The organism is Cellulomonas sp. JZ18 (assembly GCF_009720485.1).
GTDB lineage: Bacteria > Actinomycetota > Actinomycetes > Actinomycetales > Cellulomonadaceae > Cellulomonas.
In genome coordinates this window covers 483,753-500,128 of sequence record NZ_CP045245.1, presented here as the reverse complement: position 1 = coordinate 500,128, position 16,376 = coordinate 483,753, and the positions used below count along the sequence as shown (strand labels likewise).

Sequence of the window (16,376 nt, the reverse complement as noted above, 5' to 3'; positions counted from 1 at the left end):
GGTGCGGTCCGGGCCGCGCGGTGCGCACGGCCCGGACCGCGGGGGTCACATGGTGGCCATCTCCGCCTCGGCGAACCACTCGCTCGCGAACTGCTCGGGCGTGATGGTGCCGTAGTTGAGGTTCTCGCCGAGCTCGAGCCACTTGGCCTCGATGGTGCCGAAGCCCTTGACCGGGATCGGGGTGGTCTCGGTGACCTCCTCGGCGACGGCCTCCTCGTACGCGATGACCTTGGCGTCGACGGAGCCCTCGGGCGCCTCGACGGCGGCGCGCTGCTCCTCGTCCGCGGGGACGCCCTTCGAGGTGCCGAAGATGCGGCCGACCTCGGGGTCGGTGAGCAGGAAGTTCACCAGCGTGGCCGCGGCCTCGGGGTGCTCGGTGTTCGCGCCGATCGAGTAGAGCATCGACGGCTTGAAGAACAGCGCCTTCTCCCCCGGCTCGACCGACGGGATCTGCGTGATCTCGAGGTTCTCGGTGCCCGAGTCGGCGACGTAGCCGGCGAGGAAGTTGTCCCAGCTGATCTCGGACGCCGACTCGTTCACGGTGAAGCCGCCGAGCGGCTTGAGCGCGACGCCGCGCTCGACCGGGTAGACGGCCTTGTCGGCACGCAGGTCCGCCGTCATCTCGAGGTACTCCACGACGTCGCCCTCGTCGAAGCCGAGCGTCCCGTCCTCCTCGAACGGCGTGACGCCCTTCTGCAGCAGGTACTGGATGAAGAACCAGAACGTGGCCGTGTAGTCGCCGCCGCCGTAGATCGGGTAGCCCTCGGGGGTCGACTGGCCGGCGGCCGCGACGGCCGCGATGAACTCGTTGTACTCGTCGTACGTGTAGGTCTCCGCGTCGGGGAACTCGACCCCCGTCTGCTCCAGCAGGTTCGGGTTGTAGAACATGCCGAGCGTGTTGGTGGACGTCGGGATGCCGATCGTCTTGCCGTCGAGCACGCCGGCCTCGACGAGCGTCTCGTCGAAGCCCGACAGGTCGATCGCGCCGCTGTCGATGTGCTCCTGCAGGTCGAGCAGCTGGCCGCTCTGGTTGAACTCGCGCAGGTAGGACAGGTCGAACTGCATGACGTCGGGCAGGTTGCGCCCGGCGGCCTCGGTGGACCGCTGCGTCCAGTAGTCGGGGAAGGCCGCGAACGAGCCGTTCACCGTGATGTGCGGGTACTCCTCGCTGAAGAGCTCGAGCGCCTCGTTGTAGCGGGCGGCGCGGTCGTCGTTGCCCCACCAGGTGAAGTTGAGGGTGACGGGCGTCGTGTCGGCGGTGCCGCCGGCGGACGGGGCGGCGTCGCCCCCGCTGTCGCTGCCGCCGCAGGCGGCGAGGCCGAGGGCGGCGACGACGGCCACGCCGGTGGCCGTGAGGACGGATCGCTTCATTGCGGTGAGCCTCCTTGCTCGGGGTGAAAGCGCATTCCGCACGCTAGGTGCGCCTCTCGGGGGTGTCAACGCTTCGCGATGAAACGTTACAATCGCGTTGTCCGGGGCGGCAAGCCCGTGCCCGGACGGGCGCCGCGCCACCGCCGGCTCCCGGCACGCACCCGCCCGACGACGCGCACCGAGGTGACCGCCATGACCCGCCGACAGCTCCCGAAGTGGTCCGAGCTGGCGCCGCTCCTGCAGCCCAAGCCGCTGCGGCTCGACCCCACCCGGCGGGCGCTGGAGGACGCGCTCACCATCGCCGACCTGCGTCGCGTCGCCAAGCGTCGCACGCCCCGCTCGGTGTTCGACTACACCGACGGCGCCGCCGAGGCCGAGATCACCCTGCGCCGCGCGCGCCGCCTCTTCCGCGACCTGGAGCTGCGCCCGTCGATCCTGCACGACGTGTCGCACGTGGACACCACGACGGAGTACCTGGGCAAGCCGTCGGCGCTGCCGTTCGCGTTCGCGCCCACCGGGTTCACGCGGATGATGCACCACGAGGGCGAGCGGGCCGTCGTGCGCGTCGCCGAGCGCCGTGACATCCCCTACGCGCTGTCGACCATGGGCACGACGTCCATCGAGGACGTCGCCGCAGAGGCCCCCGACGCGCGCAAGTGGTTCCAGCTCTACGTGTGGAAGGACCGCGGCGCCGGCGAGGACCTCATGGCCCGCGCCAAGGCCGCCGGGTACGAGGCGCTCATGCTCACGGTCGACGTCCCGGTGGCGGGCGCCCGCCTGCGCGACACCCGCAACGGCTTCTCGATCCCGCCGGCCCTGACCGTGAAGACCGTGCTCGACGCCGGCATGCACCCCGCCTGGTGGATCAACCTGCTCACGACCGAGCCGCTCACGTTCGCCTCGCTGAACTCGTGGGGCGGGACGGTCGCCGACCTGCTCGACAAGCTGTTCGACCCCACCATGACGATCGCGGACCTCGAGTGGCTGCGCGCGTCGTGGGACGGGCCCCTCATCATCAAGGGCGTCCAGACCGTCGAGGACGCGCGCCGCGTGACCGACGCGGGCGCCGACGCGGTCGTGCTGTCGAACCACGGCGGCCGCCAGCTCGACAAGGCGCCCGTGCCGCTGCGCCTGCTGCCGGACGTCGTCGACGCCGTCGGGGACCGCACGGAGGTGTGGGTCGACACCGGCATCACCAACGGGTCCGACGTCGTCGCGGCGCTCGCGCTCGGCGCGAAGGCGACGCTGGTCGGGCGCGCCTACCTGTACGGGCTCATGGCGGGCGGCGAGCGCGGCGTCGACCGCGCCGTCGAGATCCTCGGCCGCGAGGTGCGCCGGACCATGGCCCTGCTGGGGGTCAACGACGTCAGCCAGCTCGGCGAGCGGCACGTCCGCCTGCCCTGAGGGAGCACCGTCCCCGAGGGAGCACCGTCGAGCACGGCCGCTCCCGCGGGAACACCACTGGCGCCCCGGCGGGCCCGCGGGGGACGCCTCCAAGGTGGACAGCCCCCGCTTCCACATCCCGGGACGTGCCCACCACGACCCCGCCATCGGACGCGCCACGAGCCCCGGACCGCGCCCGATGACGGGGTCGCGCGCCCGACGTCCCACGACACGAGACGGACCCGAGCCGGACAGGACCGGCGGCCCCCGCTTCCCCATCGCGGGACGCGTCCACCACGACCCCGCCATCTGACGCGCCACGAGCCCCATACCGCGCCCGATGACGGGGTCGCGCACGCGACGCTCCCACGAGGCGGGACGCGCGCGTGCCGCGGTCACGACGAGGGCCCTCCGGGACGACGGGCGCCTGCGGCACGCGCGCCGCCCACGCACCCTGTGAACCGTTTCAGCGCTGGAACTGGAAACCGTTCTCCCCCGTACCGTCCTCGCACCGGCGGGCACCCGCCCGCCACGTCGAAGGGGACGAGATGAGACCGATCCGAGCCGCTGCCGCCACAGCGGCCCTCGCGACCGCCGTGGCCGGGCTCGCGCTGGCGCCCGCCGCGCAGGCAGCACCGGGCTGCCGCGTCACGTACACCGTGACGAACCAGTGGGGCGGCGGCTTCGGCGCCGACGTCCGCGTCGAGAACCTCGGCGACGCGCTGGACGGCTGGACGCTGACGTGGGACTTCGCCGCCGGGCAGACCGTGACGCAGGCGTGGAACGCGGTCGCGACGCAGTCCGGACGCACCGTGACGGCCCGCAACGCGTCGTACAACGCCGCCCTCCCCACCGGCGGCAGCGTCGGGTTCGGGTTCAACGGCAGCTGGTCCGGCTCCAACCCCGTGCCGGCGGCGTTCGGGCTGAACGGCACGGCGTGCACCGGCGCCGTCGCCCCGACGTCGTCGCCGACCACGAGCCCGACGTCCTCCCCGACGTCGTCCCCGACCGCGTCGCCCACCGCGACCCCCACCCCGCAGCCGACCACCGTGCCGAACCCCGCACCCACGACCCCGACCGCCGGTGCCAAGCAGCTCGAGGACCTCGACCGCGGCCTCGTCTCGGTGCGCTCCGGCAGCGGCAACCTCGTGCAGTGGCGCCTGCTCGGGTACGAGGACCGGGCGACGGGCTTCCACGTGTACCGCGACGGCACGCGCATCACGTCGTCCCCGGTCACCGGCTCGACGAACCACCTCGACGCGGGCGCACCCGCCGGTGCCCGCTACACGGTCCGTGCCGTCGTCGGTGGCGTCGAGCAGGCGGCGTCCGCACCGTCGCTGACGTTCGCGAACGGCTACCTCGACGTGCCGGTCTCCCGTCCGTCGGCGGACCACGTCATCAACGACGGGAGCGTCGGTGACCTCGACGGCGACGGCGACCTCGACGTCGTCCTCAAGTGGGACCCGACGAACGCCAAGGACAACAGCCAGTCCGGCACCACGGGCCACGTCTACCTCGACGGCCTGCGCCTGGACGGCACCCGGCTGTGGCGCATCGACCTCGGTCGCAACATCCGCGCCGGCGCGCACTACACGCAGTTCCAGGTGTACGACTACGACGGCGACGGCGTCGCCGAGGTCGCGGTGAAGACGGCCGACGGCACCCGCTCGGGCACCGGGCAGGTCATCGGCAACGCGTCCGCCGACCACCGCAACGGTGACGGCTACGTGCTGTCCGGCCCGGAGTACCTCACGGTGTTCCGCGGGGACACCGGTGCGATCGCGGCCACCACCGACTACGTCCCGCCGCGCGGCACCGTCAGCAGCTGGGGCGACAGCTACGGCAACCGCGTCGACCGGTTCCTCGCCGGCACCGCGTACCTGGACGGGCAGCGTCCGTCGATCGTCATGGCGCGCGGCTACTACACGCGGGCCGTCGTCGCGGCGTGGGACTACCGCGACGGGCGGCTGACCCGCCGGTGGACGTTCGACTCGAACGCGTCCGGCAACGGCGGGTACGCGGGCCAGGGCAACCACTCGCTGTCCGTGGCGGACGTCGACGCGGACGGCCGCGACGAGATCCTGTACGGCGCCGCGGCGATCGACGACGACGGGCGCGGGCTGTGGACCAACGGCACCGGGCACGGCGACGCCGGGCACGTGGGCGACCTCGTCCCGTCGCGCCCCGGGCTGGAGTACTTCAAGGTCACCGAGTCGACGAACCAGCCGAACATGTGGGTCGCGGACGCCCGCACGGGGCAGACGCTGTGGCGCTCGCCGTCCGGCGCGGACAACGGCCGGGGCGTCGCCGGCGACGTGTTCGCGGGCAGCCCGGGCGCCGAGGCCTGGTCGAACGCCGAGCCGGACCTGCGCAACGCCGCGACGGGCGCGGCGGTGGGCCGCAAGCCGTCGTCGGCGAACTTCCTCGCCTGGTGGGACGGCGACCCGGTGCGCGAGCTGCTCGACCAGACGCGCATCGACAAGTACGGCACGGGCGGGGACACGCGGCTGCTCACCGGGTCGGGCGTGCGGGCCAACAACGGCACGAAGGCGACGCCGGTGATCTCGGGCGACATCCTCGGCGACTGGCGCGAGGAGGTCGTCTGGGCGCGGTCGGACGAGGCGGCGCTGCGCATCTACGCGACGCCGCACCCGACGTCGCTGCGGGTGCCGACGCTCCTGCACGACCCGATGTACCGCGTCGCGCTGGCCTGGCAGAACACCGCCTACAACCAGCCGCCGCACCCGTCATTCTTCCTCGGCGACCCGTTCACCGCACCGCCGCAGCAGCGGCTCTACGTGCGCTGACGGACCGGCGTGCCGCGTCCCACCCCTCCGGGACGCGGCACGCCCGGGTGCCGGACCGGCGGCGCGGGCCTAACGTCGACGGCATGCGGACGGGTCAGAAGGTCAGCTGGAACACGTCGCAGGGCCGCACCCACGGGCGGACCGTCGAGCGGCGGACCGAGGACTTCGAGTTCGACGGCCAGCAGTTCCGCGCGTCCGAGGACGACCCGTACTGGATCGTCGAGTCGGAGAAGAGCGGCAAGCAGGCGGCCCACAAGCAGTCCTCCCTGACCCCGGACGACTGACCCCGCCCTTCTGCAGTCCCCCGCCCCGCCCCGTGCCGAGTGCCGAGTTCGGCAGTTCCGCACCCGGTTAGCGACCTGAACCTGCCGAACTCGCACACGAACCACCGAACTCGGCGGGTGGGGGCGACCGCGGGTGGGGTCCCGGACAGCCGGTCAGCACGGGCAGCGCGGCTAGCACGGACAGCGCTGACGGCACGGATCCCGGCCTCCGTCCCCTCCGCCGAGTTCGGCAGTTCCACGGCCAGTCAGCGACCTGGAGCTGCCGAACTCGCGTGCGAAGCGGCGGACTCGACGGGTGGGGCCGGTGGGTGGACGGGGCGGGTCAGGCCGTCGCGGACGGGACCGGGAGCGCCCAGGGGGCTCCGACCGCGGCGAAGCCCTCGCCCCGGTCGGCGACGGCGGCGCACCACGCCTCGACGTCCGCGACCACGGGGTGCGCGTCGACGCCCTCGCCCACCCACGTGACCAGGTCCTCGGGCACCGGGCGCGGGTCGGGGGCCGCGCGGACCGCATCGAGCACCGCCATGAACGCCCCCGTGTCGGCGACGTCGCAGCGCAGGCGGGCGGCCGGGTCGCGGCGCGCGTCGAGCAGGTCGGTGAGCAGGTCACGACGGCCGGTGCGGATCGTCCGAGCGCCGCGCGGCGTGCGGACGTCGAGCTCGTCGGCCTCGTACCGCAGGGTCGCCTCACCCTCGGTGCCGCGCACGACGACGACGGCCGGCGTCCGCTCGCGCGCGCACACGGTGAGCCCGGCGGCGACCGTCCGGCCGTCCGCGGCGCGCACCACGACGGACGACGTGTCGTCCGCCTCGATCGGGTGGGCGCGGAACAGCTCGACGTCGACGGACGCGACGTCCTCGACCCGCGTCGCCCCCGCGACCCGCAGCGCGGTCGCGACCGCGTGCGCGAGGGGGTTCGTCACGACCCCGTCGACGACGGGCACGCCGTCGAGCACGCGCCGCCCCGCCCACGCGGAGCGCGCGTAGTAGGCGCGCGTGCGCACCCAGGTCCCGACGGCGCCGACGGTCGTCACCTCGCCGAGCTCGCCGGACGCGACGAGCCGCGCGAGCTCGTCGGCGGCCCCGGAGCCGAACGTCTGGAACCCGACCTGGCAGCGGTGGCCCGTCTCGCGCACCACGTCGAGCAGCGCCGCGTGCTCGTCGAGCGAGGCCACCGTGGGCTTCTCGAGCAGCACGTCGCAGCCGGCGCGCAGGGCGGCCGACGCGAGCGGCAGGTGCGTGTGGATGGGCGTGGCGAGCACGACGACGTCCGGCGGGGCCTCCCGCAGCAGCGCGTCGAGGTCCGGGTACCAGCGCGCGTCGGCGGGGACGAGGGGCCCGGGCGCACCGGCCTCGGCCTCGGTCAGCGCGGTGCCGGCGACGGGCCGCGGGTCGACGACGGCGGACAGCCGCGCCCGTCCGGCGGCGGCGAGCCCGCGCACGGTCCGCAGGTGCGACGCCCCGTGCCCGTGGACCCCGACGACGGCGACGCGCGGCGACTCGGTCACGCCCATGCCCGCACCGCCAGCTCCGCCGCCTCGTCGGCGCCCAGCGCCCGGTCCACCAGCACGGCCGCGAGGCCGGCCTCGAGCGTCCCGCCGGCGGGGACGTGCGTCACCGCGTCCCACGCCAGCGCCGGTCCGGCCCCCGGGTACTCGGCGACGCGGACGAACCACGGCCGCACCTGCTCGGGCGGTTGCACGAGCAGCAGGGTCGTCGACGCCAGCTCGCGCCGCTGCACGAAGGCCAGCCACGGCGAGCGCGACCCGTGCACCGCCTGCTCCCCGGCGAGCCCCTCACCGAGGACCGAGGTGGTGTCCGCCGCGGCGAGCCGCCAGAACAGGCCGCCGTACCCGGCGTTGGGACGCCCGTTCGTGGCGGGGCTCTCGATCCGCAGGTCGCCGTGCTCGGCGTGCAGGGTGCTCGACCAGCGCAGCACCCACGCCCGCGCGTCGCCCCACGGGTGCGCCTCCAGGGTGCGGTCCTCGCGCAGCAGGGGCTCGCCGCCCTCGTCGAGCCAGAGGACGTCCTCCACGAGCGCCGCCCCCGCCGCACGCCGCGTGCGCGGCACCTGCCGGCCGTGGTTGGGCAGCAGCGTCGGGCCCTCGTCGCGCAGAAACGTGCGCCCGCCCCAGTAGGACGTGCCGTTGACGACGGGCACGGCGAACGACATCCCGTAGTGGTGCCGGTGGTCGACGGGGCTCACGTCGGTGAGCGCGTTCCCGGCGGCCGTGTGCACGGGGTGCAGGTACGGGCGCGGCGCGTGCACGGGCGGCAGGTCGGCACCGGTGACGTACCGCGCGAGCGGCAGCTCGCCGACGTGCGTGGCGGTCGACTCCCCGACCAGCTCGGCGGTGGCCTCGGCGGCGGGGACGCCGTCCTGCAGGCGCCACGCGACGTCGCGCAGGGGTGCGGTGTCGGCGCGCGGCACGCCGTCGTCGGTGGCCCGCGCGAGGCGGACGGACGGCGGCACGGGGCCGGTGCTGGCGCGCACGGCGAGGGTCGGTCGGATCGGGGCGGGGTCCTGCACGGGGTCTCCTCCCGCCAGGACGGGGCGCAGGTGCTCCCACGCCAGCCGTCCCAGCTCGGCCTGGGGCACGGCGGCCGTCGTCAGCGACGGCGTCGCGAAGCGGGCGAGCTCGACGTCGTCGAACCCGACGATGGACAGGTCGCCGGGCACGGCGACGCCCAGCTCGTTGAGCCGGGCGAGCAGGCCGAACGCGACGAGGTCGTTGTAGGCCACCACCGCGGTGGGACGTGCGGCGAGCACGTCCTGGGCGACGGCGTACCCGGCCTCGACGGTGGCGCCGGCGGGCATCTCCGACAGGCGGACGCCGGCCCGGTGGGCGGCGGCGGCGCGCAGCGCCTCGAGGCGGCGCAGGTGGGACGCGCTCTCCGGCGGGCCGGCCAGGTAGAGCAGGTGCCGGTGGCCGAGGCCGAGCAGGTGGTCGACGATCTGCGCGATGCCGTCGGCGTAGTCGATCTCGAGCGTGGGCGTCGTGCCGTCGGGTGCGCGGTTGACGACGACGGCCGGGCGCACCTGGGGCAGCAGGGCGCGCAGCGCGCGCTCGGGCATGCGCGGCGAGACGAGGACGAGCGCGTCGCAGCGGGTGCGGGCGTCGAGGACGACGCGCTCCTCGTCGCCCGCGTGCTCGGCGGTGTCGGCCACCAGGACGCGGTAGCCGGCCTCGCCGGCCGCCCCGGTGACGCCGCGGAGCACCTGCTGGAACATCGGGTTCGCGAGGTCGGGCACGACGACGGCGACGGTCTCGGTGCGTCCGAGGGACAGGCTGCGCGCGACGGTGCTGGGGCGGTAGTGCAGGCGGGCGGCGACCTCCCGCACGCGGGCGGCGAGCGCGGCGTCGACGGTGTCGCGGCCGTTCATCACGCGCGAGACCGTCGCGCGGGACACGCCCGCGGCCGTCGCGACCTCGGCGATGGTCGCCGCGGCGCGGGGCAGGCGTGTCTGCGGCCGTTCTGTCGTCACGTGCGGCCTCCTGCTCGCTCCGGCGGGCCCCCTGGACCGGCGTCTCCGTCGACGCGTCCGAGCCCCCGTCCGACCCGGACACTACACCACAAGAAACCGGTTCCCAACGCTCGGGACGCGTGGTAGCGTCCCGGCCGGGAACCGGTTTCCTCCTCCGATGTCCGCCGCTGCGGTCGGCTCGGGCGAGGGGGCCGCCCCACCGGGAACCCGGGCGACGACGCCCGGGCCACGCCGAGCACGAAGAGGTGATCGACGATGTCCGTGGTCTCCGAGCTGCGCCGCACGGCGCGCTCAGGCCCGAGCCGCGCCCCCGGGCGCGCGCCCCTGCGCCGCGGTGACGGACGCGCCGCCGCCGTCTTCCTCGCCCCCTGGTTCGCCGGCCTGCTGCTCGTCACGGTCGGCCCCATGGTGGCGTCCGCCTACCTGTCCTTCACGGACTACAGCCTGCTGTCGACACCCGAGTGGATCGGCCTCGACAACTTCGCGCGGATGCTCGAGGACACGCGCCTGCACAACTCCCTGCGGGTCACGTTCACCTACGTGCTCGTCGGCGTGCCGCTGCAGCTCGTGGCGGCCCTGGGCCTGGCGCTGCTGCTCGACCGCGGCATGCGCGGCCTGCCGTTCTACCGGTCGGTGTTCTACCTGCCGTCGCTGCTCGGCGGGTCGGTCGCGATCGCGATCCTGTGGCGGCAGGTGTTCGGCGTCGAGGGCCTGGTGAACGCGTTCCTGGCGTTCTTCAACGTGCCCGGCCGCGGCTGGGTCTCCGACCCCGACACCGCGCTGTGGACCCTCGTGCTGCTGCACGTGTGGACGTTCGGCGCGCCGATGATCATCTTCCTCGCCGGTCTGCGGCAGATCCCCACGATGTACTACGAGGCCGCGTCGATCGACGGCGCCGGGCGCGTGCGGCAGTTCCTCCACATCACGCTGCCGCTGCTCACGCCGATCGTGTTCTTCAACCTCGTGCTGCAGGTGATCGGCGCGTTCCAGTCGTTCACGCAGGCGTTCGTCGTCTCGGGCGGGACCGGTGGTCCGGCGGACTCGACGATGTTCTACACGCTCTACCTCTACCAGCGCGGTTTCACCGCCTTCGACATGGGGTACGCGTCCGCGATGGCGTGGCTCCTCGTGCTCATCGTCGCCGCCCTGACGGCGATCAACTTCTTCGCCTCCAAGTTCTGGGTCTTCTACGATGACTGAGGTCCGCGTGCGCACCGAACCGGCTCCCGCCACCCCCGTCCCGGCCGGCACCCTCGCCGACCGCACCCGGGCCCTCGCCGCCGAGGCCCCCGCGACCCACCGTCGCTCCCCGTGGCCCGGACGCGTCCGCTCCGTGCTCAAGCACGCCGGGCTGATCGCCCTCGCCGTGGCGATGATCTACCCGCTGATCTGGCTGCTCGTGAGCTCGATCAAGCCGACGGAGATCATCTTCCGCGACCTGTCGCTCATCCCGGCGCAGACCGACTTCACGAACTACACCGAGGGCTGGAACGCGCTCGGCCGGCCCTTCGGCCACTACCTGATGAACTCGGCGATCATCGTGCTCGGCTCGCTCGTCGGGAACCTCCTGGCCTGCTCGATGGCGGCCTACGCGTTCGCGCGGCTGGAGTTCCGCGGCCGCAAGCTGTGGTTCGCGATCATGCTCATGTCGATCATGCTGCCGATCCACGTGATCATCGTCCCGCAGTACATCCTGTTCTCGCAGGTGGGCTGGATCAACACGTTCTGGCCGCTCATCGTGCCGAAGCTGCTCGCCACGGACGCGTTCTTCGTGTTCCTCATGGTGCAGTTCTTCCGCGGCATCCCGCGGGAGCTCGACGAGGCCGCCCGCCTCGACGGCTGCGGCCACGGGCGCATCTACGCGCGCATCATGATGCCGCTCGCGCTGCCGGCCCTCGCGACCACCGCGATCTTCACGTTCATCTGGACCTGGAACGACTTCTTCAGCCAGCTGATCTTCCTCACCAAGCCGGACATGCACACCGCGCCCGTCGCGCTGCGCACGTTCCTGGACTCCACGGGCCAGAGCTCGTGGGGCCCCATGTTCGCGATGTCGATCGTCTCGATCATCCCGGTCTTCCTCGCCTTCCTGTTCGGCCAGAAGTACCTGGTCAAGGGCATCGCCACGACCGGCATCAAGTAGCACCCGCACCACCGCACCCTCCCCGCCCCGCACGGACACCGCCGTCCTGCCCACCCCAAGGAGAGCCATGCGCACCCCCACCCCGCGTCGACGCCACCGCTTCCGCACCGGAGCGCTCCTGGCCGTCGGAGCCCTCGTCCTCACGGCCTGCGCCGGCAACTCCGGCGGCGACGCCGGCGGCGGCTCCACGGGCGGCGGCGACTCCGACGAGCCCGTCACGATCCGCTGGTCGTGGTGGGGCTCCGACAGCCGGCACGCGCTGACCCAGGAGGTCATCGCCGCGTTCGAGGAGAAGTACCCGCACATCACGGTCGAGGCCGACTACACCGACTGGACGAGCTACTTCGACAAGCTCGCGGTCGGCGTCGCGGGCGGCGACGCCCCGGACGTCATCACGCAGGAGGAGCGGTTCCTCGCCGACTACGCCTCGCGCGGCGTCCTGGCCGACATCAACGAGCTCGACGTCGACACCTCGAAGATCGACGACAACGTGCTCGCCTCGGGCACCATCGACGACAAGCTGTACGGCGTCGCCAGCGGCGTGAACGTCTACTCGGTCGTCGCCGACCCGCAGGCGTTCGCCGACGCCGGCGTCGAGATGCCGGACGACACGACGTGGACGTGGGACGACTACGTCGAGATCGCCAACGAGATCAGCACGAAGAGCGGCGGCACGATCCGCGGCGCCCAGGACTACGGCTTCAACGAGCCGGGCTTCTCGATCTTCGCCCGCCAGCGCGGCGAGCAGCTCTACACCGAGGACGGCACGCTCGGCTTCGAGCCGGAGACGATGGCCGAGTGGTGGCAGCACTCGCTCGACCTGCAGGCCGGCGGCGGCACGCCGGACGCGGCCACGTCGGTCGAGGTCGACGCCGGCGGTCCGGAGCAGTCGCTCATCGGCACGAACAAGGGCGCGATGGCGTGGTTCTGGTCGAACCAGCTCAGCGCGATCCAGAGCGCGTCGGGCCGTCCGCTGCAGCTGCTGCGGGTGCCCGGCGAGTCCGAGGGCGAGCGCACCGGCATGTACTTCAAGCCGGCCATGTACTACTCGATCTCGGCGCGCTCGGAGCACCCGGAGGCGGCGGCGCAGCTCGTCGACTTCCTGCTCAACGACGAGGCGGCCGGCGAGATCCTGCTGTCCGACCGCGGTCTGCCCGCCAACACCGACGTCCGCGCCGCGGTGCAGGACAAGTTCGGCGAGACCGACAAGCTCGCCGCCGAGTTCCTCGCGGACCTCGAGGACGAGATCGTCGACGGCCCGGCCGTGCCGCCCGTCGGCGCCGGTGAGGTCGCGGAGATCATCCGCCGCGTCAACCAGGAGGTCCTGTTCGGGTCGCTGACCCCGCAGGCCGCCGCCGAGCGGTTCGTCCAGGAGGTCGAGGCCGCGATCGGCAGCTGACCGTCCCCGGCCCACGGGCCGGACCAGGCAGGGACCGACGACGGCCCCGGTGCACGCGCACCGGGGCCGTCGCCGTGCCCGGCCGCACACCGGAGCCGAGGCCGGCCGCACACCGGAGCCGGGGCCGGAGCCGCCACCCCCAGGGGATGACCCGGGACGAGGCGGGTGGCAGGCTCGTCGGCGGTCCGCGCGCGTCGCGCGGACGGCGCGCGGGTGGGGACCAGGCGGTGGAGGCGGCATGAGCGGGAGCGCGGGACCGGACGGCCCGGGGGCGGGCGCGTTCGCGTTCGCGAACGGGTTCGTCAACGTCGTCGCGACGCTGCCGACCGGCACCCGCGTCGCGACCGCGGGACGCTGCGGCGGCATGTCCTACGCGTCGCTGGACCACCTGCGGGCCGGTGTCCCCGTGCCCTACTGGCCCGCCCGCCTGTTCGCCCCGGGACGCGTGCCGCCGGACGGGCACCTGGTCGCCGACCTGCTGCAGCGCCGTCAGCTCGACTCGTTCCGCTCGTGGTCGGCGCTGCGGTTCCTCACGTGGTCGGCGCTCCCCGACGAGGACCGGCCGCCGCTGACGGGGGTGCGCGCGCTGACGTGGGCGGAGGTGCCGTCGGTGCTGCGCTCGCTGCACGCCGGCCGGCCGGTCGTCCTCGGGCTGGTCGTCGCGCGGGGCGTCCTGCGCTCGGGCGACAACCACCAGGTCGTCGCGCACCGGGCCGACCGCGACGCGTCGGGCCGCCTGCGCCTGCACGTGCTCGACCCGAACCAGCCGGGCGAGGACGTCACGCTCGTGCCCGCGCCGGACGGCTGGGTGGGGTCGGACGGGCGCCGGTGGCGGGGGTTCTTCCGGCACACGTACACGTCGCGGCGCCCGCCGCCGCTGCCGGGCGCCTCGCGCCGGCCGTCGGCCGCGGTGCACGCCGGGGACGCGCTCGGGCTGCTGCACGTGTGGAGCGGACGCGCGCTCGCCGCGCACGGGACGGCGGCCGTCGTCACGCCCGGGCCGGTCGCCGCGTGGACGGTGACGCCGGCGGACGAGCCGGGTGAGCCGGGCCGGCGGCAGGGCGCGGCGCCGGCGGGGAGCCGGCGCCTGGTCGACGGCGACCACGTCCGGCTCACGCGCACCGGCACGGGGCAGCGGCTGAGCCTGGCGCCGAGCGGTCCGGCGCTGGCGCCGGCCGCGGAGGACGTGTGGCGCGTCGACGTCGACGGCGGCGGGCCGTGGCGCGCCGGGTCCCGCGTGCGCCTGGTGCACGCGGGGACGGGCGGCGCGCTGCGGGTGGAGCGAGGCCGCGCGGACCGGCTGCCGGTCGGGACCGGCGGGGTGGACGACCGGGCGTGGTGGACGGTGGCGGAGCGGCCGGGACCCTGATCCGCGGCTCCACCGCACCCTTGCACGGCTCCGCGTGATTACGTAGTTTCGTAACCATGCCCGCGGAACCGCCTCCCGCCGACCTCCCCACCCGGCTCGAGCAGCTCGAGCAGCGGGTCGCCGCCCTCGAGGCCGCCACCGTGCCGACGGACGCGCCGGCCGCGCCCGCGGCCGACCCCGACGACCGCTTCTGGGCGCTGCACGCCCTGCGCCGCCTCGTGCCCGACGACGGCGGCGTCCTGTTCGCGGGCACGGTGGAGACCGCCGACGGGCGGGCCGAGTGGCAGTGGGGCCGCACCACCGGCGACCTGCTGGCCGCGGACTGGACGGCGCACGCGGCGGCCCTCGGGGCGCTCGGGCACCCGGTCCGGCTGGCGCTGCTGCAGGCCGTCGTCCAGGGCACGCGCACGGTCGCCGAGCTCACCGCGCGGGAGGACACCGGCACGTCCGGCCAGGTCTACCACCACCTGCGCCAGCTGGTCGCCGCCGGGTGGCTGCGCCACCACGGGGGCCGCTACCAGGTGCCCGCGGAGCGCGTCGTCCCGCTGCTCACGGTGCTCGCCGCGACGGAGCGCTGACCACCACCGACGTCCAGGACGCCCGGAGGGCCTCGTGACCACACCACCACCCCTGACCGACCCCACGACCGCCCCGCGCCCTGCCGGCCGCCCGGTCCGACGGCACGCCGTCGTGGCGGGCGCGCTCGCGCTCGTCGTCCTCGTGGTCGGCGTCCTGGTGCGCCCCCGCACGCCGACCCCGGACCCGCGGACCACGGGCGACCCGGCGCTCGCCCGCGCCCTGCGCGAGGCCGTCGCCGGCACGCCGGCCGACCGCCTCGCGGTCGCGCACGTCGAGGCCGGGACGGCGACGTTCGCCGGGCTCGGCGCCGACGAGAGCACCGTGTTCGAGATCGGCTCGGTCAGCAAGGGCCTGACGGGTCTGCTCCTCGCCGACGCGGTCGAGCGCGGCGAGGTGGCGCCGGACGACCCGCTCGGTGCGCACCTCCCGCTCGAGGGCTCACCCGCCGCCGACGTCCGGCTCGGGTCGCTCGCCACGCACAGCTCGGGGCTCCCCCGCATGCCGGGCGGCCTCGCGATGGCAGCACGCAGCATCTGGTCGGGCGTCAGCGGCGCGAACCCGTACGGCGGCTACGGCGTCGACGCGCTCGTCGCGGCCGCACGCGACACCCGCGTGGGCGATCCCGACCCGGAGTACTCCAACCTCGGCGCGGCCCTCACCGGGCAGGCGCTCGCCGCCGCCGCCGGCACGACGTGGCCGGACCTGCTGCGCGCACGCCTCACCGGGCCGCTCGGCATGGACGCCACGACCGCACCGGCGCGCACGCCCGCGGACGACCCGCTCGTGGCGGGCACCGACGCGTCCGGCCGGCCCCAGGAACCGTGGGTCATGGACGGCTTCGCGCCCGCCGGCGGGGTGCGCTCCACCACGGGCGACCTCGCGCTGCTCGTGCAGGCCCTCCTCGACGGCAGCGCGCCCGGCACCGACGCCCTGGAGCCGCGCGCCGACCTGGACGAGGACCGCATCGGCCACTTCTGGGTCACGAGCACGACCTCCGACGGCCGGCGCGTGACGTGGCACAACGGCCGCACGGGCGGGTTCGCCGCGTGGGTCGGCCTCGACCGGGAGGCCGGCCGCGGCGTCGTCGTGCTGTCCGACGTCTCCGCCTCCGTCGACGAGGTGGGTCTGCACCTGCTGGAGGAGGAGCCGACGTGGTGATCCTCGCGTGGACGGCCGTCCTCGTGCCCCTGCTGCTCGTCGCCTCGTGGGCGTGGCAGACCTGCCGCAGCGCGGAGCGCCCCGGCGGGCCGGCGGACCGGGCGGCGCTCGTCACGGGCGTCGCGGAGGCCGTGGCGCTGGTCGCGCTCGCCCGTGCGCTGACCCGGTGGGAGGTCGTGCCGGACGTCCTGTGGTTCGCCCTCGTCGCGCTCGTCGCGGCCGGGGTGGCGGGGACGGTGCGCCGCTGGCCGGGCCTGCCGGGCCTCGACCCGGCGCGACCGGGTCGCCGCCGTGCCGCGCTCGTGACCGAGCTCGCGGTCGCGGCGGCGCTGGTGGCCGTCACGCTCTAGGCCCCCGGCCGCGACGCCGCCGGGGGCCGGCCCCTCGCGTGACCCAC

The 16,376-nt window shown here is 74.7% G+C and carries 13 protein-coding genes; 10 read left to right on the top strand and 3 right to left on the bottom strand.

Going from position 1 to position 16,376, the window contains the following annotated elements; all coding sequences use genetic code 11:
- Positions 1-45 precede the first annotated feature (45 nt).
- Entirely contained in the window at positions 46-1,371 is a 1,326-nt protein-coding gene (locus tag GC089_RS02275) for an ABC transporter substrate-binding protein (protein ID WP_155376310.1), read from the bottom strand.
- A 192-nt stretch (positions 1,372-1,563) separates the two neighbouring features.
- Between GC089_RS02275 and GC089_RS02270 the strand changes: the two genes are divergently transcribed.
- The 3 genes from GC089_RS02270 (at position 1,564) to GC089_RS02260 (ending at position 5,845) form a co-directional block, all read left to right on the top strand.
- Positions 1,564-2,775 (top strand): alpha-hydroxy acid oxidase, encoded by a 1,212-nt coding sequence (locus tag GC089_RS02270; protein ID WP_155376309.1) that lies wholly within the window; start codon positions 1,564-1,566, stop codon positions 2,773-2,775.
- Between the two features lie 527 nt (positions 2,776-3,302).
- The gene (locus GC089_RS02265; RefSeq protein ID WP_155376308.1) at positions 3,303-5,561 is read left to right on the top strand and encodes a cellulose binding domain-containing protein; all 2,259 of its coding nucleotides are present in this window, start codon (positions 3,303-3,305) and stop codon (positions 5,559-5,561) included.
- Between the two features lie 83 nt (positions 5,562-5,644).
- Complete coding sequence (locus GC089_RS02260) at positions 5,645-5,845, top strand: DUF2945 domain-containing protein (protein WP_155376307.1); 201 nt, start codon at positions 5,645-5,647, stop codon at positions 5,843-5,845.
- A gap of 322 nt (positions 5,846-6,167) precedes the next feature.
- Here the strand turns inward: GC089_RS02260 and GC089_RS02255 are convergent, their stop codons facing one another.
- Both GC089_RS02255 and GC089_RS02250 read right to left on the bottom strand, forming a co-directional pair.
- Entirely contained in the window at positions 6,168-7,358 is a 1,191-nt protein-coding gene (locus GC089_RS02255) for a Gfo/Idh/MocA family protein (protein ID WP_155376306.1), read from the bottom strand.
- The gene (locus GC089_RS02250; protein ID WP_230685003.1) at positions 7,349-9,331 is read right to left on the bottom strand and encodes a DUF6807 family protein; all 1,983 of its coding nucleotides are present in this window, start codon (positions 9,329-9,331) and stop codon (positions 7,349-7,351) included. The genes GC089_RS02255 and GC089_RS02250 overlap by 10 nt, the downstream gene beginning before the upstream one ends.
- Before the next feature lie 255 nt (positions 9,332-9,586).
- Here GC089_RS02250 and GC089_RS02245 point away from each other — a divergent pair, with 255 nt between their 5' ends.
- From GC089_RS02245 to GC089_RS02215, 7 genes are all read left to right on the top strand, one after another.
- On the top strand, positions 9,587-10,531 hold the full coding sequence (locus tag GC089_RS02245; RefSeq protein WP_155376305.1) for a carbohydrate ABC transporter permease: 945 nt from the start codon (positions 9,587-9,589) through the stop codon (positions 10,529-10,531).
- Positions 10,524-11,474, top strand: coding sequence for a carbohydrate ABC transporter permease (locus GC089_RS02240; protein WP_155376304.1), 951 nt, complete (start codon positions 10,524-10,526; stop codon positions 11,472-11,474). The genes GC089_RS02245 and GC089_RS02240 overlap by 8 nt, the downstream gene beginning before the upstream one ends.
- 67 nt (positions 11,475-11,541) lie before the next feature.
- Positions 11,542-12,873, top strand: a complete 1,332-nt coding sequence (locus GC089_RS02235) for an ABC transporter substrate-binding protein (protein ID WP_155376303.1) — start codon at positions 11,542-11,544, stop codon at positions 12,871-12,873.
- Positions 12,874-13,111: 238 nt separating this feature from the next.
- Positions 13,112-14,242, top strand: coding sequence for a hypothetical protein (locus GC089_RS02230; protein ID WP_155376302.1), 1,131 nt, complete (start codon positions 13,112-13,114; stop codon positions 14,240-14,242).
- A gap of 56 nt (positions 14,243-14,298) precedes the next feature.
- The gene (locus GC089_RS02225; protein WP_155376301.1) at positions 14,299-14,820 is read left to right on the top strand and encodes a helix-turn-helix domain-containing protein; all 522 of its coding nucleotides are present in this window, start codon (positions 14,299-14,301) and stop codon (positions 14,818-14,820) included.
- A 34-nt stretch (positions 14,821-14,854) separates the two neighbouring features.
- Positions 14,855-15,979, top strand: a complete 1,125-nt coding sequence (locus tag GC089_RS02220) for a serine hydrolase (RefSeq protein ID WP_230685001.1) — start codon at positions 14,855-14,857, stop codon at positions 15,977-15,979.
- Positions 15,973-16,329: a hypothetical protein gene (locus tag GC089_RS02215; protein ID WP_155376300.1), complete on the top strand. Its 357-nt coding sequence runs from the start codon at positions 15,973-15,975 to the stop codon at positions 16,327-16,329. Before GC089_RS02220 ends, GC089_RS02215 begins: the two co-directional genes overlap by 7 nt.
- Positions 16,330-16,376: the final 47 nt, after the last annotated feature.